At 70.4% G+C, this 24,058-nt stretch carries 20 protein-coding genes and 2 pseudogenes; 13 read left to right on the top strand and 9 right to left on the bottom strand.

The window, feature by feature from the left end:
- The 3 genes and pseudogenes from xseA to ABD794_RS08305 form a co-directional block, all read left to right on the top strand.
- On the top strand, positions 1 to 793 hold a 793-nt coding region (gene xseA, locus ABD794_RS08295), incomplete at its 5' end, for an exodeoxyribonuclease VII large subunit (RefSeq protein ID WP_344961993.1).
- Positions 794 to 815: 22 nt separating this feature from the next.
- The gene (locus ABD794_RS08300; RefSeq protein ID WP_344961995.1) at positions 816 to 1,064 is read left to right on the top strand and encodes an exodeoxyribonuclease VII small subunit; all 249 of its coding nucleotides are present in this window, start codon (positions 816 to 818) and stop codon (positions 1,062 to 1,064) included.
- A 155-nt stretch (positions 1,065 to 1,219) separates the two neighbouring features.
- Positions 1,220 to 1,778, top strand: a pseudogene (locus tag ABD794_RS08305) (malonic semialdehyde reductase).
- Between the two features lie 37 nt (positions 1,779 to 1,815).
- Here the strand turns inward: ABD794_RS08305 and ABD794_RS08310 are convergent.
- Positions 1,816 to 2,325: a DUF4245 domain-containing protein gene (locus tag ABD794_RS08310; protein WP_344961997.1), complete on the bottom strand. Its 510-nt coding sequence runs from the start codon at positions 2,323 to 2,325 to the stop codon at positions 1,816 to 1,818.
- Positions 2,326 to 2,568: 243 nt separating this feature from the next.
- Here ABD794_RS08310 and glpX point away from each other — a divergent pair, with 243 nt between their 5' ends.
- Positions 2,569 to 3,600 (top strand): class II fructose-bisphosphatase, encoded by a 1,032-nt coding sequence (gene glpX / locus ABD794_RS08315; protein ID WP_344020320.1) that lies wholly within the window; start codon positions 2,569 to 2,571, stop codon positions 3,598 to 3,600.
- A gap of 140 nt (positions 3,601 to 3,740) precedes the next feature.
- Here the strand turns inward: glpX and ABD794_RS08320 are convergent, their stop codons facing one another.
- Positions 3,741 to 4,046 carry a WhiB family transcriptional regulator gene (locus ABD794_RS08320; protein WP_199892969.1) on the bottom strand — a complete coding sequence of 102 codons (306 nt, stop codon included), beginning with the start codon at positions 4,044 to 4,046 and terminating at the stop codon, positions 3,741 to 3,743.
- Between the two features lie 239 nt (positions 4,047 to 4,285).
- Positions 4,286 to 4,948, bottom strand: a complete 663-nt coding sequence (locus ABD794_RS08325) for a DUF1707 SHOCT-like domain-containing protein (RefSeq protein ID WP_425585960.1) — start codon at positions 4,946 to 4,948, stop codon at positions 4,286 to 4,288.
- Between the two features lie 154 nt (positions 4,949 to 5,102).
- Between ABD794_RS08325 and ABD794_RS08330 the strand changes: the two genes are divergently transcribed.
- The gene (locus ABD794_RS08330; RefSeq protein WP_344961998.1) at positions 5,103 to 6,767 is read left to right on the top strand and encodes a fumarate hydratase; all 1,665 of its coding nucleotides are present in this window, start codon (positions 5,103 to 5,105) and stop codon (positions 6,765 to 6,767) included.
- Positions 6,768 to 7,582: 815 nt separating this feature from the next.
- On the opposite strand, the gene ABD794_RS08335 is transcribed toward ABD794_RS08330, so the two are convergent.
- A complete protein-coding gene (locus ABD794_RS08335) occupies positions 7,583 to 9,100 on the bottom strand; it encodes a ricin-type beta-trefoil lectin domain protein (protein ID WP_344961999.1) in 1,518 nt (505 codons plus the stop codon).
- 107 nt (positions 9,101 to 9,207) lie between these two features.
- On the opposite strand from ABD794_RS08335, the gene ABD794_RS08340 reads away from it, so the two are divergent.
- From ABD794_RS08340 to ABD794_RS08365, 6 genes and pseudogenes are all read left to right on the top strand, one after another.
- Positions 9,208 to 10,602: a class II fumarate hydratase gene (locus ABD794_RS08340; RefSeq protein WP_344962001.1), complete on the top strand. Its 1,395-nt coding sequence runs from the start codon at positions 9,208 to 9,210 to the stop codon at positions 10,600 to 10,602.
- Positions 10,603 to 10,855: 253 nt separating this feature from the next.
- Positions 10,856 to 11,536: a cytidylyl-2-hydroxypropylphosphonate hydrolase gene (gene fomD / locus ABD794_RS08345; protein ID WP_344962003.1), complete on the top strand. Its 681-nt coding sequence runs from the start codon at positions 10,856 to 10,858 to the stop codon at positions 11,534 to 11,536.
- Positions 11,537 to 11,706: 170 nt separating this feature from the next.
- Positions 11,707 to 12,396 (top strand): class I SAM-dependent methyltransferase, encoded by a 690-nt coding sequence (locus tag ABD794_RS08350; protein ID WP_344962005.1) that lies wholly within the window; start codon positions 11,707 to 11,709, stop codon positions 12,394 to 12,396.
- A gap of 55 nt (positions 12,397 to 12,451) precedes the next feature.
- Positions 12,452 to 14,512 carry a SpoIIE family protein phosphatase gene (locus ABD794_RS08355; protein WP_344962006.1) on the top strand — a complete coding sequence of 687 codons (2,061 nt, stop codon included), beginning with the start codon at positions 12,452 to 12,454 and terminating at the stop codon, positions 14,510 to 14,512.
- Positions 14,513 to 14,667: 155 nt separating this feature from the next.
- A pseudogene (locus ABD794_RS08360) lies at positions 14,668 to 16,129 on the top strand (catalase).
- 441 nt (positions 16,130 to 16,570) lie between these two features.
- Positions 16,571 to 16,879 (top strand): hypothetical protein, encoded by a 309-nt coding sequence (locus ABD794_RS08365; protein ID WP_344962008.1) that lies wholly within the window; start codon positions 16,571 to 16,573, stop codon positions 16,877 to 16,879.
- A 98-nt stretch (positions 16,880 to 16,977) separates the two neighbouring features.
- On the opposite strand, the gene ABD794_RS08370 is transcribed toward ABD794_RS08365, so the two are convergent.
- The 4 genes from ABD794_RS08370 to ABD794_RS08385 all read right to left on the bottom strand — a co-directional run bounded on the left by ABD794_RS08370 (position 16,978) and on the right by ABD794_RS08385 (position 21,429).
- A complete protein-coding gene (locus ABD794_RS08370) occupies positions 16,978 to 17,445 on the bottom strand; it encodes a DUF2690 domain-containing protein (protein ID WP_344962010.1) in 468 nt (155 codons plus the stop codon).
- A 189-nt stretch (positions 17,446 to 17,634) separates the two neighbouring features.
- Positions 17,635 to 17,823 (bottom strand): hypothetical protein, encoded by a 189-nt coding sequence (locus ABD794_RS08375; protein WP_344962012.1) that lies wholly within the window; start codon positions 17,821 to 17,823, stop codon positions 17,635 to 17,637.
- A gap of 101 nt (positions 17,824 to 17,924) precedes the next feature.
- Positions 17,925 to 19,052, bottom strand: a complete 1,128-nt coding sequence (locus ABD794_RS08380; protein ID WP_344962014.1) for a hypothetical protein — start codon at positions 19,050 to 19,052, stop codon at positions 17,925 to 17,927.
- Positions 19,045 to 21,429: a golvesin C-terminal-like domain-containing protein gene (locus ABD794_RS08385; protein WP_344962016.1), complete on the bottom strand. Its 2,385-nt coding sequence runs from the start codon at positions 21,427 to 21,429 to the stop codon at positions 19,045 to 19,047. The genes ABD794_RS08380 and ABD794_RS08385 overlap by 8 nt, the downstream gene beginning before the upstream one ends.
- Positions 21,430 to 21,638: 209 nt before the next feature.
- On the opposite strand from ABD794_RS08385, the gene ABD794_RS08390 reads away from it, so the two are divergent.
- On the top strand, positions 21,639 to 21,887 hold the full coding sequence (locus ABD794_RS08390; protein WP_344962018.1) for a hypothetical protein: 249 nt from the start codon (positions 21,639 to 21,641) through the stop codon (positions 21,885 to 21,887).
- A gap of 12 nt (positions 21,888 to 21,899) precedes the next feature.
- Positions 21,900 to 22,106 carry a hypothetical protein gene (locus ABD794_RS08395; protein ID WP_344962020.1) on the top strand — a complete coding sequence of 69 codons (207 nt, stop codon included), beginning with the start codon at positions 21,900 to 21,902 and terminating at the stop codon, positions 22,104 to 22,106.
- Positions 22,107 to 23,312: 1,206 nt separating this feature from the next.
- On the opposite strand, the gene ABD794_RS18690 is transcribed toward ABD794_RS08395, so the two are convergent.
- A complete protein-coding gene (locus ABD794_RS18690; protein WP_425585961.1) occupies positions 23,313 to 23,579 on the bottom strand; it encodes a DUF6255 family natural product biosynthesis protein in 267 nt (88 codons plus the stop codon).
- Positions 23,580 to 24,058: the final 479 nt, after the last annotated feature.

Genomic DNA, 24,058 nt, shown 5'->3' on the forward strand with positions numbered 1-24,058 from the left:
GCTGATCGGCCTCGTCTGCGGCCGCGCCTCGGCCGCCGAGCGCGACGTGCTGGAGAACGCCCGGCACCGCTGGCCCGCCGTCCGCTTCGAGGTGCGCAACGTCCCCGTCCAGGGCGTGCACGCGGTGCCGGCCGTGGTGGAGGCGGTCCAGGAGCTGGACGGGCACGCCGGGGTGGACGTGATCATCGTCGCCCGGGGCGGCGGCAGCGTGGAGGACCTGCTGCCGTTCTCGGACGAACAGCTCGTCCGGGCCGTCGCCGCCTGCCGCACCCCCGTGGTGTCGGCGATCGGCCACGAGCCCGACTCCCCGCTGCTGGATCTGGTCGCCGACCTGCGCGCGTCCACGCCCACCGACGCGGCCAAGCGCGTCGTGCCGGACGTCGGCGAGGAGCTCACCCGCGTCGGCCAGCTCCGCGACCGCGGGCTGCGGGCCGTCACCGCGCTGCTGGACCGCGAGGAGCGGGGGCTGGCGGCGGTGCGGGCGCGGCCGTGCTTCGAGCGGCCGCAGCGGATGGTCGAGGAGCGCGCGGAGCAGGTCGACGCGCTGCTGGCGCGCGGGAGGCGGACGTTCGGGCACCTGCTGGACCGGGCCGACTCCGAGCTGACGCACACCCACGCCCGCGTGGTGGGCCTGTCCCCGGCGGCGACGCTGCGCCGCGGCTACGCGGTGCTCCAGCACGCGGACGGCTCGGTGGTCCGCTCCCCCGCCGAGGTCGGCGCGGACGAGGAGCTGCGGGCGCGGGTCGCGGAGGGCGGGTTCACAGTGCGGGCCGTGGGCGGGGGCGCGGAATAGGCCAGGCCCTACGCTGGGCGCCATGGCGAAGAACACCGACGAGGCGCAGGAGCAGGCGCAGACGCAGACGCAGGCCCTCGGCTACGAGCAGGCGCGGGACGAGCTGATCGAGGTCGTCCGCCGGCTGGAGACGGGCGGCCAGACGCTGGAGGAGTCGCTGGCCCTGTGGGAGCGCGGCGAGGAGCTGGCGAAGGTGTGCCGGCACTGGCTGGAGGGGGCGCGGGCGCGGCTGGACGCGGCGCTGGCCGCCGAGACCGAGCGGGAGGACTGACCGGGCAGCGGGCGCGTCGGGGCAGTTGATTGAAGTTTCAGTTGAAGCTTCACATACCTTGCAGTACGGTGGACACCGGCCGCCATTGGAACCACTGCAACACTAAGAAGGTCACCCCCCCATGCCCCTCGCCCCTCGACGCCGCCGCTCAGGACCTGCTCTTCCGTGAGGCCCACACGGCCCAACGCCTTCACCGACGAGCCCGTGTCCGACGAGCAGATGCAGGCGCTCTACGAACTGATCAAGTTCGCCCCCACCGCGTTCAACCAGTCGCCGCTGCGGATCGTCCTCGTCCGCACCGACGAGGCCCGCGAGCGCCTCGTCGCGCACATGGCGGAGGGGAACCAGGCCAAGACGCGCACCGCTCCGCTGGTCGCGATCCTGGCCGCGGACAACGAGTTCCACGAGGAGCTCCCGCAGCTGTTCCCGCACTTCCCGCAGGCCAAGGACGTCTTCTTCAGCGAGCGTCCGGTCCGTGAGCGCTCGGCCGCGCTCAACGCCTCGCTCCAGGCGGGCTACTTCATCCTGGGCATCCGGGCCCTCGGCCTGGCCGCCGGCCCGATGACCGGCTTCGACGCCGCGGGCATCCAGAGGGAGTTCCTGGACGGCGACCACACCCCGCTGATGGTCGTCAACATCGGCAACCCGGGCACGGAGGCCTACCGCCCCCGCTCCCCGCGCCTCGGCTACGACGAGGTCGTCTCGGTCGTCTGACCGGCACTCTCCCGAAGGGCTGACCCCGACGCCGGGGTCAGCCCTTCGGCTTGCCCGTCTTCAGCGCCGCGGCCATCTCCGCAAGCCGCCGGTCGGACGCCGTCCCGGCGACCACCGTCGTCACCCCGCGCTCCTCGCGCACCAGGGCGTTGTACTTCTCGCCCTCGTAGCGCTGCCAGACCGTGCCGCCGACCTTCTCGGTGCGGCCGGTCCGCTCGGCGCTCTGCGTGGAGGAGTCGACGAAGTCCCGTCCCGTCCGGTCGCTCTGCTCGATCTGGACGTACTCGTCGTCCGGGTCGACGAAGCCCAAGTGCCAGTACTTGCCCTCGCGTTCGGTCACCTTGTACCAGACCGAGGTCGGCCGCCAGTCCTTGCCGAGCCCCTCGGGGGCGACCACCGGATAGGGCGCCGCCCGCCGGGCCGAGTCCGCCGCGACGCGGTACTCCACCGTCTTCACATGGTCGCCACCACTGCCGTGCGGGAGGAACAGCCAAGCCGACCCCGCCACCGGAACCACCACCGCCAACGACAGCAGCAGATTCCGCACCGTCTGATTCTTACCGTTCCTGCCAGCCACGCCCCCCATCGTCCCCCATGCCGATGTGGATCTCGACGCCGGAGGGGGTCGGGAACCGGACACCCGCCGTCGGCGGCCCCTTGACGGCGCTCATGCGTGGGGCGCCCTGCTCATTCTCGAAATCAGCGGATAAAGTCATCAGCACCCTCACCCCCCTGGCCCACCGGGACGGGGGGACCCCACGGCCCACGCCGTACAGAAAGGTGCGCCCCGATGACCGATCATCATCTGCCGTCCCAGCTCGAGGTCAGTCCGGAGGCACCGGACCGCAACCTCGCCCTGGAGCTGGTCCGGGTGACCGAGGCGGGCGCCATGGCCTCGGGCCGCTGGGTGGGCCGCGGCGACAAGAACGGCGCGGACGGCGCCGCCGTCCGCGCCATGCGCGCGCTGATCCACACCGTCTCGATGAACGGCGTCGTCGTCATCGGCGAGGGCGAGAAGGACAACGCGCCGATGCTCTACAACGGCGAGCGCGTCGGCGACGGGACCGGCCCGGAGTGCGACGTGGCCGTGGACCCGGTGGACGGCACGACGCTGACGGCCAAGGGCATGGCCAACGCCGTCTCCGTGATGGCGGTCGCCGACCGCGGCTCGATGTTCGACCCGTCCGCGGTCTTCTACATGGACAAGCTCGTCACCGGCCCCGAGGCCGCCGACTTCGTCGACATCACCGCGCCCGTCGCCGTGAACATCCGCCGCATCGCCAAGGCGAAGCGCTCCGCCGTCGAGGACGTCACGGTCGTCGTCCTGGACCGTCCCCGCCACAGCGGCCTGGTCAAGGAGATCCGCGAGGCGGGCGCCCGGATCAAGTTCATCTCCGACGGCGACGTGGCCGGCGCCATCATGGCCGCCCGCGAGGGCACCGGCATCGACCTGCTGCTGGGCGTCGGCGGCACGCCCGAGGGCATCATCGCCGCCTGCGCGATGAAGTGCCTGGGCGGCACCATCCAGGCCAAGCTGTGGCCCAAGGACGACGAGGAGCGGCAGCGCGCCCTGGACGCCGGGCACGACCTGGACCGCGTCCTGCACACGGACGACCTGGTCAGCGGGGAGAACGTGTTCTTCGTCGCCACCGGCATCACCGACGGCGAACTGCTGCGCGGCGTGCGCTACCGCTCCGCGACGGCCACGACCCAGTCGCTGGTCATGCGGTCGAAGTCGGGGACGATCCGGCAGATCGACTCCGAGCACCGGCTGTCGAAGCTCCGCGCCTACAGCACGATCGATTTCGAGCGCCCCAGCTGAGGCGGCGGCCTCCGGGACACCGACCGGGGCGTACGCCCCGGTCCCTTCCTTTCACCGTTTCCAGCGGGACTCGGCCCCGCGCCCCCGGCCGACCGCCGGGAGACGCCCCCGTGAAGCGAAGAAAGGCAGGGACCGAGGAGTCAGCCCGCCGCGGCCACGCGGGTGGAGCGCTGGATCTCCGCCTCGCGGCGCCGCCGGCGGGCCAGGACGACGCGGCGCTCGGCCGCGGTGAGCCCGCCCCACACCCCGTACGGCTCCGGCTGGAGGAGGGCGTGCTCACGGCACTCGACCATCACGGGGCAGCGGGCGCAGACGCGCTTGGCCGCCTCCTCCCGGGAGAGGCGGGCGGCCGTGGGTTCCTTTGACGGTGCGAAGAACAGCCCTGCTTCGTCCCGGCGGCACACCGCCTCCGAGTGCCAGGGGCCTGCCTGATCCCGCGCGGACATCCGCGCGGGCGGTACGGCGGCTTCCTGCAGGGGCTGATGCGGTAGCAGCACGGTCCACTCCTGACGACGGCTTTGCTCGGCCGGTTGAGTCACCCTTGCCCGTCTCACCCTGCACGGCCATTCGCACCCGCAGCCGTACGAGAGACGATGCACCAAGCTTTACCCGCTGTGCGCGCTCTTATTCACACCGTTGCCACGACTGGAACACCGTCCGTCACCATCGTCCGGCGGCGGCCGGACTACCCCGCCGCGCGCAGGTCCTTGACCCTCTTGCCGCGCTTGGCCTTCGCCGCCACGCCGCCGAACACCGCGCAGCCGGTGATCAGCACCGAGGGCGCCTCGGGGTCGGCCGCCTCGTAGGAGTCCACGTCGAAGCCGCCGAAGACGCCGGTACCGGTGGAGCGCAGCGAGACGTTCTCGGGGACCTTGACCTCGACGCCACCGAAGAGCGCCCAGGTGCTGATGACGATCTGCCGCTCCTCGAAGAGCGCCTCGGTGAGGTCGATCTCCACCCCGCCGAAGAGGGCGAACGCGTTGAGCCGGCCGCCCGCGCGCCAGCGGCCCTTGCGGGTCGCGCCGCCGAAGACGGCGACGAGGTTCTCCGCGGGCCGGGCGGGGGAGCCCGACGGGCGCGGGGGCGCGTACGGATCGGCCGGCGCCCCCGTGCGTGCCGCCACCGGCAGGTCGCGCACCAGCGGCTCCAGCTCGGCCACCGTCCGGGCCCGGTACACGGCGTCCACCCGGTCCGCGTGCTCGTCCGCGGTGAGCCGGCCCTCGGCCAGCGCCTCGCGCAGGATGTCCGCGATCCGGTCGCGGTCCGCGTCGGAGGCCCGGAGCGCGGGCTCGGCCTCGGCCGTCTTGGTCAGGGATACCTGTCGCTTCTCCAGCGCTGACTCGTCCACGGACCCAGAATAGGGGAGACGCGATAGATCGCGATAGCCATGAATTCCAAGTGCCGTGAATTCCAAGTGAGGCTTGCCTCACCAGCCGATCACGCCCGGCGGCGCCTACGCTTGGCTCGCATACCACCCGCAGAGTGAGTGAGGGATCGCCGCGATGTCTCGGCCCGAGTTTGCCCATACCGATCTCCTGCCCCTGGGCGAGGACAGGACGCCGTACCGCCTGGTCACCTCGGAGGGCGTGACCACCTTCGAGGCGGACGGCCGCACCTTCCTCAAGGTCGAGCCCGAGGCGCTGCGCAAGCTCGCCGAAGAGGCGATCCACGACATCCAGCACTACCTCCGCCCGGCGCACCTCGCCCAGCTGCGGAAGATCGTCGACGACCCCGAGGCATCGGCCAACGACAAGTTCGTCGCCCTCGACCTGCTCAAGAACGCCAACATCGCGGCCGCCGGCGTGCTGCCGATGTGCCAGGACACCGGCACGGCGATCGTCATGGGCAAGCGCGGCCAGAACGTCCTCACCGAGGGCGGCGACGACGAGGCGCTCTCCCGCGGCATCTTCGACGCGTACACCAAGCTCAACCTGCGCTACTCGCAGATGGCCCCGCTGACCATGTGGGAGGAGAAGAACACCGGCTCCAACCTGCCCGCGCAGATCGAGTTGTACGCGACCGACGGCGGCGCCTACAAGTTCCTCTTCATGGCCAAGGGCGGCGGCTCGGCCAACAAGTCCTTCCTCTACCAGGAGACGAAGGCGGTCCTCAACGAGGGCTCCATGATGAAGTTCCTGGAGGAGAAGATCCGTTCGCTGGGCACGGCCGCCTGTCCGCCGTACCACCTGGCGATCGTCGTCGGCGGCACCAGCGCCGAGTTCGCGCTGAAGACCGCCAAGTACGCCTCCGCGCACTACCTCGACGAGCTGCCGGAGGAGGGCTCCCCGCTGGGTCACGGCTTCCGTGACAAGGAGCTGGAGGAGAAGGTCTTCGAGCTCACCCAGAAGATCGGCATCGGCGCCCAGTTCGGCGGCAAGTACTTCTGCCACGACGTGCGCGTGGTCCGCCTGCCGCGGCACGGCGCGTCCTGCCCGGTGGCCATCGCGGTCTCCTGCTCCGCCGACCGCCAGGCCGTCGCGAAGATCACCGCCGAGGGCGTCTTCCTGGAGCAGCTGGAGACGGACCCGGCGCGCTTCCTGCCGGAGACGACCGACGAGCACCTGTCCGACGAGGACGTCGTCCGCATCGACCTCAACCGTCCCATGGACGAGATCCTCGCCGAGCTGACGAAGTACCCGGTGAAGACCCGCCTTTCGCTGACCGGCCCGCTGGTCGTCGCCCGCGACATCGCGCACGCGAAGATCAAGGAGCGGCTGGACGCGGGCGAGGGCATGCCGCAGTACCTGCGCGACCACCCGGTCTACTACGCCGGCCCCGCCAAGACCCCCGAGGGCTACGCCTCGGGCTCCTTCGGCCCCACGACGGCCGGCCGCATGGACTCCTACGTCGAGCAGTTCCAGGCGGCGGGCGGCTCCAAGGTGATGCTGGCGAAGGGCAACCGCAGCAAGCAGGTCACCGACGCGTGCGCCGCGCACGGCGGCTTCTACCTCGGCTCCATCGGCGGCCCGGCGGCGCGCCTGGCCCAGGACTGCATCAAGAAGGTGGAGGTCCTGGAGTACGAGGAGCTGGGCATGGAGGCCGTCTGGAAGATCGAGGTCGAGGACTTCCCGGCGTTCGTCGTCGTGGACGACAAGGGGAACGACTTCTTCACGGATCCGGCGCCTGCGCCGACGTTCATGAACATCCCGGTGCGGTCGGGTAAGTAAGGGAGTTTGCTCCCCGCCCCGCCCTTTCCCCGTCTCCGCAGGGGCGGCGCCCCTGCGGAACCCCTCCCCCAGAGGGGGCACCCCCAGCGCGCTGCCGCGCGGGGCCCGCGCTCCGCGGGGTGGGCGGAGCCCCGCGCTCCGCGCGGAGCGCGGGGCTCCGCCCCTGCACCCCACCGGGGGCTGCGCCCCCTGGACCCCGCTCGGGTTGCGCTCCTTGGGCGCCACTCGGGTCGCGCCTCTTAGGCCCCGCTCGGGTCGCGCTCCCTGAGCCCTGGGGAGGGGAGCCCCTCTGGGCCTTGGGTGGGGTTGAGCCCGCTGGGCTCCTCGGGACGGGCCCTCTGGGCCCCACCTGAGGCTGTGCCCCTGGGCCCCGCTCGGGCCACGCCCGCCGGGCCCTACCTGGGCTGCGCCCCTGGCCGAGGCTGCGCTCCCTGGGCCCCTTGGGTTGCGCCCCCGGGCTCTGCTCGGGCCACGCCCGCTGGGCCACGCCCAGGGCTTCGCCCCTGCCCTGGACCGGGGCTGCGCCCCCCCCCGAAGCACCCTGCGGGCACTGTCCTCAAGCACCGGACGGGCCGGTTCGGGCCGGACCGGATTCCCTACACGGGCGCGCCATCCCAGCCCGTCCGGCGTTTGAGGACGAGCGGCGGAGCCGCGATACGGGGTCCGGGGCGGAGCCCCGGAAGCAGGGGTGCAGGGGGCGCAGCCCCCGCCGGGGTCCAGGGGCGAAGCCCCGCCCTACCGCGCGCAGCGCGGTGCCGGGCCCGGGGGCTTGCCCCCGGGGAAACGGTGAAAGGGCGGGGCCGGGGAGGGAACACCTACGCGAAGCGCTGCCCCGCCGAGCCGTCGCACTTCTGCAACCGCACCGGCTCCTTCGCATCCGACAGCGTCAGGCACAACTGCGGCGCGGCCGCGGGCCGGTACGTATCACCGGAGCGCGCGAACCGCTGATTGTCGCCGCCGTGGCAGTTCCACAGCACCACCGCCGCCCCCGCCGCGTACTTGCCGTCCGGCACGTCCACGCACCGGTCGTGCGTCAACGCCGTGTGCAGCGAGCCGCGTTCACCGTCGTACCACCACTCCTGGTTGCGGTTCCCCGTGCACGGCCATCCGCCGACCTCCGTCCCGTTCCGCGTCAGGGCACCGTACGCGTCCACGCACGCACCACTGGCGGCGTTCTTCAACGGGCGGTACGCCTCGTCCCACGAGCCCCCGCGCAGCACCGGCTTGTCCGTGCTCGCCGGGTCCGCGCAGCCCGCCTCGCGGTATCCGGAGGCGTAGAACTGGCTCAGGCAGGACGCGAACGCCGCGTGCCCGCGCGCGTTGGGGTGGAAGGACTGCCGGACGGAGTTGGCGTCCGGCGGGACGGGGTTGGACAGGTCGAGCCAGAGCCCGCGCACCCACGCGTTCTCCATGCACACCTCGTGCCCGTGGAAGAGGCGGGAGTTGTCGAGGAAGTACGCGCCCGACTCCAGCGCCGCCTTCCGCATGCCGCGTTCGAAGGCCGGCACGGACGTGTTGCGGCCCCAGGCGGCGTCGGACGTGTACCCGACGCAGCCGCCCGCCAGCTTGCCGGGGTAGGCGGGGTTGTCCTCGAAGTCGGCCCCGATCGGGCTCGGGTAGCCCATGACGACGAGCTTGTAGTCGCCCTCGGCGTACCCCGCGCCGGACATCACGGCGCGCAGGTCGGCGACGGTCCGCTTCACCTTCGGCACCAGGCCGTCGACGCGCGCCTGCCAGCCCGGCGCGTACTTGGGCTCGCAGGTGCCCTGGAGGGTGAGGTAGCGGGTGACGCAGTCGGTGATCACCGGACCGAACTGGAGGTCGTCGTTGGCGCCCGCGACCAGCAGGACCATCTTGATCCGGGTGTTGCGGGCCTTGATCGCCAGGTTGTCGCTCTGCACCAGTTCGTCCGCGTACTGCTTGGTGCCGCCGATGCGGATGTTTCCGGTGTCGGCGCCGGAGCAGGCGACGTTGTAGGTGACGTCGGCCGGGATCGACGTGCGGTGGATCGCGGAGTCGGGCGAGCGGTGGCACCAGTTGGAGGGGCCGCTGGTGCCCGGTTCGTAGCTGCCGACGCCCTCGCCGGATATCTCGCTGTCGCCCAGCGAGATCAAGGAGCTCTTGCGCTGCTCCGGCGGGCGCTCGGCCGCGTCGCCGTAGAGCTTGACCGCGTCCGCGGCCCGGATCTTCTCCAGCTCGGGAGAGAGCGGCGTCGAGGCGGTGGAGCGCGTTTCCGCATGGGCGGACGGGACGTTTGCGGCCATTCCTCCGAAAACGGCTGCGAAAGCCGTCAAGGCCGCGAGTGAACAGCGCAGGGTGGGTCTGCGTGTCATGGAGCCTCCCCGATTTCTGTTGTTACCCGCGGTATTTACTGGCTGGTAGTGGCCTTTGGGAACAGGGAGAACGAGACAAACGCTGTAGCGGTCAGGAGGTAGTGAGGATGAGCGAGAGCGATCAGTACCGGATCGAGCACGACTCGATGGGTGAAGTGCGGGTGCCCGCCCACGCCAAGTGGCGGGCGCAGACGCAGCGGGCCGTGGAGAACTTCCCGGTCAGCGGACAGCGGCTGGAGCGCGCACACATCGCGGCCCTGGCCCGGATCAAGGCGGCCGCGGCCAAGGTCAACGCCGAACTGGGCGTGCTCGACGCGGACATGGCGCGGGCGATCGCGGAGGCGGCCGACGAGGTCGCGGAGGGCCGCTGGGACGACCACTTCCCCGTGGACGTCTTCCAGACCGGCTCCGGCACGTCGTCCAACATGAACACCAACGAGGTCGTCGCCACCCTGGCCGGCGAGCGGCTGGGCCGCGCCGTGCACCCCAACGACCACGTCAACGCCAGCCAGTCGTCGAACGACGTCTTCCCGTCCTCCATCCACATCGCCGCCACGGCCGCCGTCACCGGTGAGCTGATCCCGGCGCTGGAGCATCTCGCCGCCGCGCTGGAGCGCAAGGCGGAGGAGTTCGCCGAGGTCGTCAAGTCGGGGCGGACGCACCTGATGGACGCCACGCCGGTCACCCTCGGCCAGGAGTTCGGCGGCTACGCGGCCCAGGTCCGCTACGGCGTCGAGCGGCTGCGCGCCTCGCTCCCCCGGCTGGCCGAACTCCCCCTCGGCGGAACGGCGGTGGGCACCGGCATCAACACCCCGCCCGGCTTCTCCGCCGCGGTCATCGCCGAGATCGCCCGCGCGACGGGGCTGCCGCTGACCGAGGCCCGCGACCACTTCGAGGCGCAGGGCGCGCGGGACGGGCTGGTCGAGACGAGCGGTCAGCTGCGGACGATCGCCGTCGGCCTGACGAAGATCTCCAACGACCTGCGGTGGATGGCGTCCGGGCCGCGGACGGGACTGGCCGAGATCAACCTGCCCGACCTCCAGCCGGGTTCGTCGATCATGCCGGGCAAGGTCAATCCGGTCGTTCCGGAGGCGGTGCTGATGGTGGCCGCGCAGGTCGTCGGCAACGACGCGACCGTCGCCACGGCGGGCGCGGCCGGCAACTTCGAACTCAACGTCATGCTGCCGGTGATGGCGAAAAACCTCCTGGAGTCGGTGCGGCTGCTCGGCAACGCGGCGCGGCTGCTGGCCGACCGGACGGTCGACGGCATCACGGCGAACGTGGAACGGGCGCGGGAGTACGCGGAGTCGTCGCCGTCCGTCGTCACGCCGCTGAACCGCTACATCGGGTACGAGGAGGCGGCGAAGGTCGCGAAGCGGGCGCTGGCGGAGCGGAAGACGATCCGTGCGGTGGTGCTGGAGGGCGGGTACGTGGAGCGGGGGCTGCTGACGGTCGAGCAGCTCGACGAGGCGCTGGATGTGCTGCGGATGACTCGGCCGTAGGGCGGGGGGGATTGTGCCCCTGGCCCGCCCTGTCACCGTTTCTTCCGGGGAGACCCCGGACCCCGTTCGCCCTTCGGGCGAAGTCCTCAAGCGCCGGACGGGCTGAAACAGCCCGTCCGGCGCTTGAGGACAACCCGCGCGGAGCGCGGCGAGAAACGGTGAAAGGGCGGGACCGGGGCACAATCCCCCCAGCCCCCTACCCCTGCGGCATACGTCACGGCACACCCCACCCCCCTCCCCCTAAGATCTGCGCATGACAGCGCAAGTGGAAGCGGATACGGCAGCAGCCGGGCACTGGGCCCCCGGGGACCACATTCTGTGGCGCTACCGCGCCAACGCCACCGACCGCGTCCACATCTGTCGCCCCGTGACCGTCGTCCACGACGACCCCGAGCTGCTCGCCGTCTGGCTCGCCTCGGGCACCCACTGCGTACGGCCCGTCCTCGCCGACGGCACGCCCCCGTACCAGGAGCCCCTCGCCACCCGCTACACCAAGCCGCGCACCACCGCCGTCGGCACCTGGACCGGAACGGGCGTACTCAAACTCGCGCGCCCCGGCGAGCCGTGGTCGGTCTGGCTCTTCTGGGACCTCGACTGGAGGTTCCGCAACTGGTACGTGAATCTTGAGGAACCGCTCGCGCGCTGGGCCGGCGGGGTCGATTCCGAGGACCACTTCCTGGACATCGCCGTCTATCCGGACCGGCGTTGGGAGTGGAAGGACGAGGACGAGTTCGCCCAGGCGCAGCGCGTGGGACTGATGACAGCCGCTCGGGCCGAGGAGGTACGGGCCGCCGGACGCGCGGCGGTCGAGCAGATCGAGTCCTGGGGCGCGCCGTTCACGTCCGGCTGGGAGCGCTGGCGGCCCGACCCGGCCTGGCCGGTGCCGTCGCTCCCCGACGACTGGGGACACGTCCCGGCGCCCCAGCGGGCGTGACGTTCGCGTGACGGACGGAAGCGCTTGCCGTCGCCCCGCAGGGCGACCGTAGGATCGGGCAGGGCCGCGGTGACGGCCCTGGTCCGTACGGAACATGACGCCGCGTCAGTCGAGCACGCGCGCGCCATAAAAAGAGGAACCACGACGCGGGAACGAGAAGGGGCGCAGCCGTGAGCGGTGACGACGGGCAGCGGGTCCAGGGGGCCTACGACGGTTACGCCCTGACGGGCCTGGACCGCAGCGGTCAGGCCGAGGCGTTCGACGCCATCGGCGACCGCTACGACGAGGCGTTCCCGCACAAGGACGGCCAGGTCGCCTCCGGCGCCTGGCTGGCCGAGTCGCTGCCGGCGGGTTCGCGGGTGCTGGACATCGGCTGCGGCACCGGCCTGCCGACCTCCCGTCAGCTGGTGGACGCCGGGCACACGGTCGTGGGCGTCGACCTCTCGGCGGGGATGCTGGAGCTGGCCCGCGGCCACGTGCCGGAGGCCGAGTTCCGCCTCGCGGACCTGGCGGAGCTGAGGGACGGCCGGCTGGGCACCTTCGACGGCATCGCCGCGTTCTTCGCCCTGCTGATGCTGCCCCGCCCGGAGATCCCGCACGCGCTGCGGATGCTGCACGGACTGCTGAGACCGGGGGGCCTGATGGCGCTCTCGATGGTGGAGGCGGACGTGGACGACTATGCGATACCGTTCCTCGGCAACACGATCCGGGTATCGGGTTACCTGCGCGACGAGTTGCGGGAGGTCGTCCGCGGGGCGGGCTTCGAGATCACCGGCGAGAGCTCGCTGGCGTACGCCCCGCAGAGCACGGACGTACCGCCCGAGATCCAGCTCTTCCTCAATCTGCGACGCGCCGCCTGACCACGGTGCGCCCTGTGCGACCGGGCTTACGGCCCCGACGGATGGAACCCCACGCGTGACGGAGCAGACCGACTCCCACGGAGGACAGCGGAATGCCGCAGTCCGGCCCACCCCCGCGCCGGCCGCCGCGCCGCGCCCCCGTACCGGCGACGAGCCCGACGAGGCCCTGCCGCTGCCGCGCGGGGCGCGTGCCGTGCGGGCCGTCATGAGCGCCGAGGCACCCGCGGACCCGCCCGCCGAAGCGGCCGGCGAGGGCCGTGCCCACCCGGCGGCCGACGGGCCCCGGCCCGTCGCCGGCGGAGGCGCGGGCGGCACGGGCGGCGCCGGAGGCGGTGGCGGGGAGCGGCTGCGCTTCGTCGGCGCGGCCACCCGCCGGATCGCCCGCGGCATCGACCTGGACGAGATCGTGCTGGGCCTGTGCCGGGCCACCGTGCCGACCTTCGCCGACGCGATCCTCGTCTATCTGCGCGACCCGCTGCCGGTCGGCGACGAGCGCCCGGTCGGCCCGGTCGTGCTGCGGCTGCGCCGCACCGACCGGCTGCCGGAGTACGCGCGGGGCCTGAGCACCACCGAATCCGCCTGGGGAGCCGAGCCCCTGGCCCCCGCGCCCGCCACCCCGGAGGCCTCGTCCTCGTCCACGTCCTCGTCCACTGACGATCCCGGCCTCGGCCTGGAGCTGGCGGACGCCGCGGCCGAGCGCTGCGAGGTGCGCATAGGCGGGCCGCTCGCGGAGGTGCTGCGGGGTGTCCGGCCCGTCTTCGGGGACTCCTCGGCCGCGCGGGCGGCCCTGCCCGAGCTGCTCGGCGCGGACCGGCCCGTACCGCAGCAGCGGCGTACGATCCTCGCCCCGCTGCGCGGCAGACGCCGGGTCATCGGCGCGGCGGTGTTCATACGCCGGCCCGACCGGCCGGCCTTCGAGGGCGACGACCTGCTGGTCGCCGCGCAGTTGGCGACGCACACCGCCCTGGGCGTGGACAAGGCCGTCCTCTACGGCCGCGAGGTCTACATCGCCGACGAGCTCCAGCGCACCATGCTCCCCGACTCCCTCCCCCAGCCCACCGGCGTCCGGCTGGCCAGCCGCTATCTGCCGGCCGCCGAGACGGCCCGGGTCGGCGGCGACTGGTACGACGCGATCCCGCTGCCCGGCAACCGCATCGCGCTGGTCGTCGGCGACGTGATGGGCCACTCCATGACGTCCGCCGCGATCATGGGGCAGCTGCGCACCACCGCGCAGACCCTGGCCGGGCTGGACCTGCCACCGCAGGAGGTGCTGCACCACCTGGACGAGCAGGCGCAGCGGCTGGGCTCGGACCGGATGGCGACCTGCCTCTACGCGGTCTACGACCCGGTCTCGCACCGCATCGTGATCGCCAACGCGGGCCATCCGCCGCCGATCATGCTGCACCGCGGCGGCCGTGCCGAGGTCCTCCGGGTGCCGCCGGGGGCGCCGATCGGCGTGGGCGGGGTCGACTTCGAGGCCGTGGAGCTGGACGCGCCCGCCGGGGCGACGCTCCTCCTCTACACCGACGGCCTCGTCGAATCCCGCATCCGGGACGTGTGGACCGGAATAGAGCAGCTCCGCGAGCGCCTCATCGACACCGCCCGCCTCACCGGCCCCAACCCGCCGCCGCTGGAGCCGCTGTGCGACGAGGTGCTGGGCATGCTGGGCCCGGGCGACCGGGACGACGACATCGCGCTGCTCGCCGCCCGCTTCGAGGGCATAGCGCCGAGCGACGTCGCGTACTGGTTCCTGGATCCGCGCCCGCAGACGGCCCGGCAGGCCCGCCGGCTGGCTCGGCGCGCGCTGGACCGCTGGGACCTGGGCGAGCTGAGCGACTCCGTGGAACTGCTGGTCAGCGAGGTGATCACCAACGCGGTCCGGTACGCGGAGCGCCCGATCACGCTGCGCCTCCTGCGGACGAACGTGCTGCGCTGCGAGGTCGGCGACGACGTCCCCCAGCTGCCCCGGCTGCGCCAGGCGCGGCCGTCGGACGAGGGCGGGCGCGGGCTGTACCTGGTCAACAAGCTGGCGCGGCGGTGGGGCGCCACCCGGCTGAGCACCGGAAAGGTGGTGTGGTTCGAGCTCGCGCTGCCCTCGCGCGGTCACTCCGGGTGACGGATCGACCCGTTCGGCGGTACGAGGTGAAATTCTGGACAGCGTCCAGGGCCCTGTTGCCGACGCGCTGTCGACGGAGTTGACTGGCCGGTGCGGAGGGCGGCGCGGACGACGCCCTCACCATCACCCGTACCGGGAATTCCGGGAGGCGTCCCATGACCGACTCGGCGCAGCAGACTCCGTACACCACCGACAACGTCGGCATCCCCGTGGAGAGCGACGAGCACTCGCTCACCATCGGTGACTCCGGCCCCATCCTGCTCCAGGACCACTACCTCATCGAGAAGATGGCCCAGTTCAACCGGGAACGGGTCCCGGAGCGGGTGGTCCACGCCAAGGGCGGCGGCGCCTACGGCACCTTCCGGGTGACCAACGACGTCAGCCAGTACACCAAGGCGGCGCTCTTCCAGCCGGGGAAGAACACCGAGGTGCTCGTCCGCTTCTCCACGGTGGCCGGCGAACAGGGCTCCCCGGACACCTGGCGCGACCCGCGCGGCTTCGCCGTCAAGTTCTATACGGAACACGGCAATTACGACCTCGTCGGCAACAACACCCCGATCTTCTTCGTCCGCGACCCGCAGAAGTTCCAGGACTTCATCCGCTCCCAGAAGCGCCGCCCCGACAACGGCCTGCGCGACAACGACATGCAGTGGGACTTCTGGACGCTGTCGCCCCGAATCCGCCCACATGGTGACCTGGCTGATGGGCGACCGCGGCATCCCGAAGACCTGGCGCCACATGAACGGCTACAGCTCGCACACCTTCATGTGGGTCAACGGCGGCGGCCAGAAGTTCTGGGTGAAGTACCACTTCAAGACCGACCAGGGCGTCGACTTCCTCACCCAGGAGGACGCGGACCGCCTGGCCGGCGAGGACCCGGACCTCCACCGCCGCGACCTGTACGCGGCCATCCACGGCGGCAACGCCCCGTCGTGGACCCTGAAGGTCCAGGTCATGCCCTTCGAGGACGCGGCGGACTACCGCTTCAACCCCTTCGACCTGACGAAGGTGTGGCCGCACGCCGACTACCCGCTGATCGAGGTCGGGAAGATGACCCTCGACCGCAATCCCGAGGACTTCTTCGTCCACATCGAACAGGCCGCCTTCGAGCCGTCGAACCTGGTTCCCGGCATCGGCCCGTCCCCGGACAAGATGCTCATCGGCCGCCTCTTCTCCTACCCGGACACCCACCGGTACCGCATCGGCCCCAACTACACCCAGCTGCCGCCGAACCGGCCGCACTCGGTCGTCAACTCCTATGCCAAGGACGGCCCGATGCGCTACGAGCCGTCCAACGCGGCCCGCCCGTACGCACCCAACTCCTATGGCGGGCCTGCGGCTTCCCCCCAGTTCGGCGAAATCGCCGGCTGGCCCGCCTCCGGCGAGATGGTCCGTGAGGCCTCGAAGCTGCACCGCGAGGACGACGACTGGGGCCAGGCGGGCACGATGGTCCGCAAGGTCCTGGACGACGCGGCCCGCGACCGCCTCGTCTCCAACGTCTCCGGCCACCTCCTCAACGGCGTCAGCCGCCCGGTCCTCGACCGGGCCCTCCAGTACTGGCGCAACATCGACAAGGAGACCGGGGACCGGATCGCGACGCGGGTGAACGGCGGCTGAGCCGGGACGCCCGCCCTGCCCCCTGATTCCCAACGGGAAGCAGGGGGCAGGGGCTTGTGATCCAATCCACAGGAACGGCGGCGTAAACCCCTGATAAGTTCCTGGCGACCAGCGGAAACGATCATGCTCTCCGCCGGTATGCACCGATTACTGACATGCACTGATCAACGGGGGATTGTTTCACCATGTCCAAAAAGTCGTTCCGGGTCGCCGCCGTCGCCGCCGCACTGACCGTCTTCGGCCTGGCCGCGCCGCAGGCCGCCACCGCCGGGACCAGCAACCCGGCCCCGAAGCCCGCCTCCGTCTCGGCCGGTGACATCCACTTCGCCGCCAAGGCGACCACGAAGACGAAGGCCCTCGTCAAGGCCAACCAGCGGGTCGCCGCGGCGGCCCGCGAACGTGTGCGGCGCGGGCTACAACGTCTCCGTCTACGCGGAGCGCATGCCCAGCCCCACCCAGCGCTACGCCACGCTCTACCTCTGGACCAACGGCCAGGAGACCGGCCCGCGCTACTACGACAAGCCGATCTGCGCCGTCCTGGCCAACGACACGGGCGCCAAGCAGTCGATGGGCATCCGCCTCAAGTCCAACTACACCGACGACGCGGCCCGCGAGGACTTCGGCACCTTCGGCACCTACGCCGGCCCGGTCTACCAGAACCGCGGCTACTGCGGCACGGCGTACTCCTACATGAAGGTGGGCGGCCGCGTGGTCATCGACACCGTCCGCGGTGTGGGCGCCTGCAACTAGCCCGCAGCCGGCCCTGCCGTCCGCACGGACGCCGATGCCCCTGCTCCCTCCCGGGAGCAGGGGCATCGGTCATCGGGCCGTGCCGAACGGCGCGCTGCCTAGAACTTGTTGGTGCACTGCACGCCGTACGGCGCACCGCTGTTCTTGTGGAAGCCCACGCAGGCGCGGTAGAAGTAGTCGCCGCCGAAGCCGCCGAGCATGTTCGACCAGTCCGACGAGTTGTACGTGTTCGGGGTGTCGACGCTGAGCGAACGCAGCAGCTTCCCGGCGGCGTTGTACTTCTCGATCGTCGCGTACGAGCTGTACCAGGAGGGGCTGGCCGTCTGCGTCGTGCGCACCCAGGCGGCCTTGCACTTGTTCGACCAACGCAGCTCCGCGATGCGTCCGTTGTTGTTCACGGTGCCGTGGCCGACCGCGTCGCTCTCACAACCGGTGCTCTTGGGACCCTGGTTGTCGCAGCCGGTGCTGTAGCAGCTGGCCGCGTAGGACGTGCCGGCGAGCGGGATCAGGCCCATCACGACGGTCGCGGCCGAAACGGCGGCGACGCGAGAAGCGATCTTGAGCATGGAACTTCCTTACATGCAGGGGAGAACCGGCGAATTCCCCGGAATCGGAAATCGCCGTGAGTCTTCCTGGGGCGCGGGCCCGCAGCGACGTTGATCAACATAAGGGCCAGGTAAGTTCCTTGTCCAGAAAAGCGGAACCACCCCTATCAGGTGCGGCATTTCGGTTCCTCGCACCCATGGCGACGGGCGTCAGGCCGCGTTCCGCCCGGCATCGATCATTCCCCCGATGACCAGCAGGGCGAAGGGAAGGACGATCAGCAGGAAGGCCATGGCCCAGCCCATCCTCTTCGTCGTCCTGCGCGCGATCTTCCTGCACAGCAGGATCGCGGCCACCAGGTAGAGGAAGGCGAGGAAGAAGGCGAGGTACAGGACACCCATGGGGAATTCTCCTTTGAGAACGCGAAGAGGGGAGGCCGGCCCGTACGGTCCGGTCTCCCCTCCCCTCGGCGTGATGTTAAATCACCTGCCGACTCCCCCGGCTACCGGGTGAGGTTGACGTTGAACTCCTTTTCCGGCTCGTCACAGTGGATCACCTTGCCGGGCCGGTTCCCGGGCCCGTCACCGAAGATCGGGACCGGGGCGTCCACGCCCCACGGGTTGCCTCCATTGCCCCGCGAGCCCACGCCGCACCAGGCGTACGCATTGCCGTTGGGCGCGGTGGCGGGGAAGTTGGAGAAGTTCCTCCAATCACCGCCACTGATCCGCTGGTTGGACGAGCGGCCGAGATTGTCGGTCATGCGGTCGTCGACGTACAGGTAGAGGTCGGGCATGTACGACTGGTAGACGATGCCGTTGGACGGGTGCGCGTCGTCGTTCTTCAGGTAGTGCGTCGGCTTGACGGACCCGTCGGCGCAGAAGGCGGCGGAGATGTCCTGCCAGATCGGCGGCGCGTTACCGATCATGGAGCCCCACATGTTGTTGTTCCACGACCCGCTGTTCTTGAAGAACAGCGAGTAGACGTCCCCGGCGAAGTTCTTCACCGCGTAGTTCGTCTCCGTGTTGGACTTGATCTCGTCGACCCACTTCTTGACGTTGTCGTTGATCGACTTGTGGGCGACCATGGCGCGGTAGCCGTGCACGCCGCCGCCGATGGCGCGGAAGTCCACGCACTGCTTGGAGTCGTCGATACGCGCGGCGCGGAAGTGCGGGAAGTACGCCTGACCCGGAGTGTCCCCGTCCTCGTAGGGGTGGGAGATCTTGAAGTCGCCGTACTCCAGCGCGTCCTGCGTGGTGTAGTCGATGTCCGGCGCGGGGATGCCGTAGTCCGCCTCGATCGCCTTCATGATCTTGGTGACGAAGTAGGGCAGGTGGGCGTTGCCGACCCGGGCGCGGTAGTCCGACGCCACACTGCCGTCAACGATCTTCCCGTCCTCGCCGACCACGAAGGTCACGCTCACATCGGACTTGATCTTGTAGCTGTTCGGGTCCTTGTACGCCTCGGAGGCGGGCTTGGACGGGTCGGGGCGCCGGTTGGCCATGGCCATCCACACCGGGATCGACATGTCCGGGGCGGAGCCGTCGGCGCGCGGCTTCATGCCGCCGGCCCTGATGTCCTTGGCCCACTTCTCGGCCTCGTCGTACGTCTTCTGGCCCGTGCACTCACCCACGGCCTTGGCGTCCTTGCACCGCGCCTCGTAGGCCAGACCGTGGGCCTCGACCCCCGTTGCCGTTGTTGTTCCACAGCGGCGCCTGGTCGGCGAGCCCCAGGCCCCACTCGTAGAGCGACTTCATCGACCGCACGGGCGTCTCGAGCGACGTCACCGGGGAGTTGGAGTTCAGCTCCTGGTTCGGGTCGAAGATCGCGGCGGCGGTCAGGGAGCGCTGGACGAACCTGCCCTTGATCGGCTTGAACGCCACGGAGTTCCAGGCGATGTCCTGGTCGGCGCTGCCGTCCTTCGCGTAGTTCGTCAGCTTCACCTTGGGCGTGGAGGTGAACTTGTAGGCGCCCAGCGACACCCACTTGCCGCCGTTCGCGTTCTGGTCCACGACCCGCTCGTACGGACCGCCGACGGCGCCGTCGACGACGTACTTCGCCTGCTTGGTCTGCGCCCCCGTGTCGGGGATGTACGCGTAGACCGCGGCGAGGTCGTACGACTTGCCCGCCGTCCACTCGCCCTCGATCGTCATCCGGTTGCCGGCGCCGCCGAGGTGGTCGTCGTTACGGGTGTGGGTGTACCAGAAATGGCCGCCGTGGCCGCCGCCGATCGAATGCAGATCGGCCTTCGCCTCGTAGTGCTTGTCCCAGTCGGGATGGAAGGTGAACTCGAACTTGCCCGTCGACGACGCCTTCCCGCAGCTCGACCATGTCTCCGTGCCGGCCGGGATCGAGGTGACGACGTCGGAGCCGTCCGGGGCGCCGCCGCACACCGGCTCACCGTTCTTCAGCCGGTACCCACGGCCCGGCTCGGCGCGCAGGGTGGCGTACTTGATCTTCTCGTTGCCGCACGAGTCCTTGCAGTCCGACTTCCAGGTGGCGTTCTCCTGGGTCCACCAGAACTGCCGGTAGCACGCCTCGTCGGGGCAGTCGATCGGCTTGCCGGCGTTGCAGCCGTTGTTCTTGTTGCAGAAGGTGTCCAGCGGGGGGCTGACGCGGGAACGGCTCTCGACACTGAGCCACCAGGCGGGCTGGAAACCCGCGGTGGCGTAGCCGGACTCGCCCTTCCAGCCCTGCTTGCCGTCCGTGTCGTAGGAGAAGCCGGTGTCGATGGACCAGGCGGCCCAGCCCATCACCTTCTCCTCGTACGGCCAGTTCTGCGGGTGCGCCGCGTCGGTGATGTTCTCCCTGCTGAGGGACGTGTCCATGAACGGGTGGTCCCAGGCACCCTTCTTGTACATCGGGTTCGCGGGGTTGTTGTACCAGCCCAGGCCCCAGCGTCCGCCGTTCTTGCCGGCCTCCGACTTGGGGTTGAAGCCGAGGTTGTAGTTCCAGACGGCGGTGAACCAGTTCTCCACGCGGGACGGGTCGTCGTTGTTGACCGTGATCCGCTGCCCGTCCGTGTGGACCTCGTTCCACTTGTCGGCGAGGATCTTCATGGAGGCGGCGATGTTGGTGGCGTAGTCGATCGCGATGATCTTCTGCAGCTTCGGGTCGAGGCTCGTCTCGACCTTCTGGCCCGTCGCCTTGTCCGTCTTCTCGTGGCCCTTCAGACGCATGCCGTCCGTGACCTGGCCCACGCCGTAACCACAGTCGGACTTGTCCCAGTTGATGCGCCAGTAGCCGAGAAGCGTGTCCTTGGTGCTGTGGCCGTAGTAACCGTCCACGGCGGCCAGCGGGTTGCCCATCTGGCCGGGGATCGAACCGGACTCCGCCTGCCACAGGTTGGACTCCTGGGCCAGGATGCCGAGGAGGACGTTGGCCGGGATCCGGCCGCCCCCGTTCAGCGACGGGAGCGGGAACAGACCCTGCGGGTCGACCGTGCCCAGCCCGGCCTGGTCGCGGTAGCCGCCCTGGCGGAGCCACTTGCCGCGCAGCTCGCCGCGGACGGCCATGTCCACCGCCCACTCGACCTGGTTCGGCGTCGGCTGCAGCGCCTGGACGCTCATGTCGTTGCGGGAGACCGAGCACCAGCGGTCGGTGTCGGTGGGGTCGTGGGAGACCGGCGCGTCGGTGGGCCCGTCCGCCTTCGCGGACGCGCGGGCCAGCGTACGCGGCTGGGTGCCGCCGGTCAGCGCGGGCGAGAGACCTTCCTTGAGGCGCGGCTGCGCCGAGGTCACCCGCTGCTCGACCTTGTCCCCGGTCGTCGTGGCGGTCGAGGTGACGGTCAGCGTGGTGTTCGCGTCCGCCGCCCCGGGAGCCTTCCCGGAACGGGAACGCACGCCCGCCTCGGGCTCGTCCGCCTTGTCGAAGCTCTTCCCGCCGCCCTTGATGCGGGTCAGCCCGGCGCGGACGCCGGGGGTGAGCACGGGGTCGACGGCGAGGCGGCCGAGGGACGAGACGTCGGTGTCGGCCGGCGCGTCGATCCTGGTGATCCCGCTCCCGTCCACCTTGACGTCCTTGGGACGGCCGGTGAGGAAGGTACGGCCCTGGGCACCGGGGCACCAGGTCGAGGTCGCCGAGGGGGCCGGTGGCCACCGTGCGCGGTGCGCCGTGGCCGCTGTACACCTTCGCCTGCGCCGTCTTCGTGCCCTTGCGGTCCACGAAGCCGATCCGGCCGTCGGCCAGGGGGCGGATGTCGAAGGGAACACTGTCGCCCTTGGCGAGCCGGCGAGTCTTCCCCCGACCGTCGATCCGGACGAGATCACTGCCGAGACCGGCGACGACACCGTCCTTCACCGGGGCCGCCGACGACACCTGCCCGCGCAGCTCACCCGTCTTCATGACCGTCCTGCCGGACGTGTCCACGGTGATCACGCGCGACTTCGTCTGCGACGCGTCGTTCATGTCGCGGTACTGGGTGAAGGCGGCCGTGTGCGTGCTGGTGTTGCAGGTCGGGTCGAAGTAGGCGAGCGTGGCCGTGAACGGCAGCTTCGTCACCTCGCCCGACTTGGTGTTCACGATCGCCGTGAACGCACCGCCCTGCATGAGATCGGGCTTGTTGGTGAAGGCCCGAGGGGCGTACACGGCGGCGACGTGCGAGTCGTCCATGACGCACTGGTTGCCGATCCACGTATCGGCGGGCATACCCGGCTCGTTGAGGACGGCGGCCGTCTTCCACGCGTAGGCCTGACCCGATCCGCGGCGAGGATCCGCAGGCCGGCGGAGTCGGCGGCGGCGGTGACGGCCTGGTCCTTCGAGGTGTCCCAGTCCTTCCCGAGATGCTTGTCGGGGTCGGCGACCCGCCCCGAACCGGTGGGCGCATCAGTGGACTTTGGCTCGGCCGGCGGGGCGTCCGGTGCGGCGTACGCCGCACCGGCCTGTATCAGCCCGGCCAGGACAGCGGCGGCCGCGAGGCCCGCGATCCCGGCACGGGCCGGTCTGAACGGTTGCAATTCTTTTTCTTTCTCTGTGCGTTGGCAGCCGACAGAGAGGGATGGCGCTGCACGTCGCGCGGTGACCCGCGCCCCCCTGTGACGTCTGTGCGATGGTCGGACGCGCCATGAGGCGTCCCCTAAATGATCTTCACCATCGTAAGCATCGGACAAGGGGCCTACGCAAGGCGCGAGTTGGAATGCGCAACGCAAAGAGATGCGAGGAGAAAACGGGTCACCGAAATGACAACACGGCGTGTGTCACTGCCTGTTGCTCTTGGCACGACGCAGGCCGCACCGGCGAGGTGACTCACCCCGACGCGAGAGCCGCCGCAAACACGACGGGAAAAGGGGCTCGGTCAGACATCGACGAAAAGGGTCGCCATCCGGACCGATCCGCCGATAGCCCGAGTACGCACCGTGGTGGGCGGCCTCTCAGCAGGAGGCGTGAACTCGCAGAAATTCGACTGGATATCGGCGCACTTCACCGCGTAACCCACCACGGCCGGAGGCGTCGACGAAACCCCATCCACGAGCCCAATCCCCCCGGGCACAACAACGCAAGCACGACCGATCCGTGCCATGAGTCCCCCCAACTCATCGAATTCGCCGTCGGCTTCCTTCGCAAGGAAGGCCGGCGGGCACGGAGATCAATATAAAGGCCCGGTAAGTCAGTGTCCAGCATGCTCATGTCATCACAAAAGGGGCGGCATCGCGCAGAGATCGAGCACGATGCCGTTCTGTACGACGAGGACAGAGTTCCACGCGGCGGCCACACGACCATTGGTCTTTGAATTACAGGCACTTTGGTGGTGACGGCCCAGCCGCCACGCCACTGCGCACGCCCAAATTGCCCGCTATCCGGGCTTCGAGGGCCGCACCGCCCGGCGGGGCACGAGGGCCACCCTCGCCCAGTGCGCCGCCCTTCACGCAGGGGGCAGCGCACTACCTCATTCATTTCAGACTGCCAGGCGCCCCATCGCATCGCCGGTGCCCCAACGGCAAAGGTTTCGGACAGTCCGCGCGATGACCTCGGCGGCCGCACGGTCCGCCCGCTCGCAGTCGCGGGGCGACGGCGTCATCACCGAAGGCAGTTCCGGTGGACGCAACGCACCGTACTCCGTGAAGCGCCGCGTACCGCAGTCGCGGCATCGCTCCTCGCCGCCGCCGGACTCCCAGCCCGAGCCGTGCCGGCAATGCCGAACCAACCGACCAACAGCTCGCATCAGTTACCCCTCCTGGACGTGGGTACGGAGTGCGACGCGATCCAGTGTGCGTACGCAGCTGCAGTTGCGTTACGGGACCGGTCCCTGTCCTCGCCCGCAGCAGCTGCCTGCCGCGCCATCTCAAGCTCCGCGCACGTATCACAGCCGACCTGGTACGGGCGCAGTCCGGCGGCTTGGCGCTCTTCACGCGTAGCCAGCCGGAGCATCTCGGCTGGAACGCCCCGCTGCGGTCCACCACCGACATCGCTCACCCTCACCAAACCATCTGTTGCACCAACCACTTGCACGACTTGCCCCTTGCCCACATCCACCACGTAACTGCCCACTCGGTACGTCATCGTGGCGACTTCGGCACACTGAGAGCACCCCCGGGGAGTCGCCGGAAGAACTACCTGGACAGGTATGCCGTGACGGTAGGGTTGCCATGCGAAATCTCCTGTCAGACGGAGGAGTTGTGCGATCGGACAGCAGAACCGTAG

The sequence above is a fragment of the Streptomyces thioluteus genome (assembly GCF_039535865.1).

Bases quoted from the DNA above. Each gene is read 5' to 3' on its own strand.
- ABD794_RS08300 (WP_344961995.1), top strand. From the start codon at position 816: ATGGCGAAGAACACCGACGAGGCGCAGGAGCAGGCGCAGACGCAGACG.
- glpX (WP_344020320.1), top strand. From the start codon at position 2,569: ATGACCGATCATCATCTGCCGTCCCAGCTCGAGGTCAGTCCGGAGGCA.
- ABD794_RS08320 (WP_199892969.1), bottom strand. From the start codon at position 4,046: ATGTCCGCGCGGGATCAGGCAGGCCCCTGGCACTCGGAGGCGGTGTGC.
- ABD794_RS08330 (WP_344961998.1), top strand. From the start codon at position 5,103: ATGTCTCGGCCCGAGTTTGCCCATACCGATCTCCTGCCCCTGGGCGAG.
- ABD794_RS08335 (WP_344961999.1), bottom strand. From the start codon at position 9,100: ATGACACGCAGACCCACCCTGCGCTGTTCACTCGCGGCCTTGACGGCT.
- ABD794_RS08340 (WP_344962001.1), top strand. From the start codon at position 9,208: ATGAGCGAGAGCGATCAGTACCGGATCGAGCACGACTCGATGGGTGAA.
- fomD (WP_344962003.1), top strand. From the start codon at position 10,856: ATGACAGCGCAAGTGGAAGCGGATACGGCAGCAGCCGGGCACTGGGCC.
- ABD794_RS08365 (WP_344962008.1), top strand. From the start codon at position 16,571: ATGCCCAGCCCCACCCAGCGCTACGCCACGCTCTACCTCTGGACCAAC.
- ABD794_RS08370 (WP_344962010.1), bottom strand. From the start codon at position 17,445: ATGCTCAAGATCGCTTCTCGCGTCGCCGCCGTTTCGGCCGCGACCGTC.
- ABD794_RS08375 (WP_344962012.1), bottom strand. From the start codon at position 17,823: ATGGGTGTCCTGTACCTCGCCTTCTTCCTCGCCTTCCTCTACCTGGTG.
- ABD794_RS18690 (WP_425585961.1), bottom strand. From the start codon at position 23,579: ATGCGAGCTGTTGGTCGGTTGGTTCGGCATTGCCGGCACGGCTCGGGC.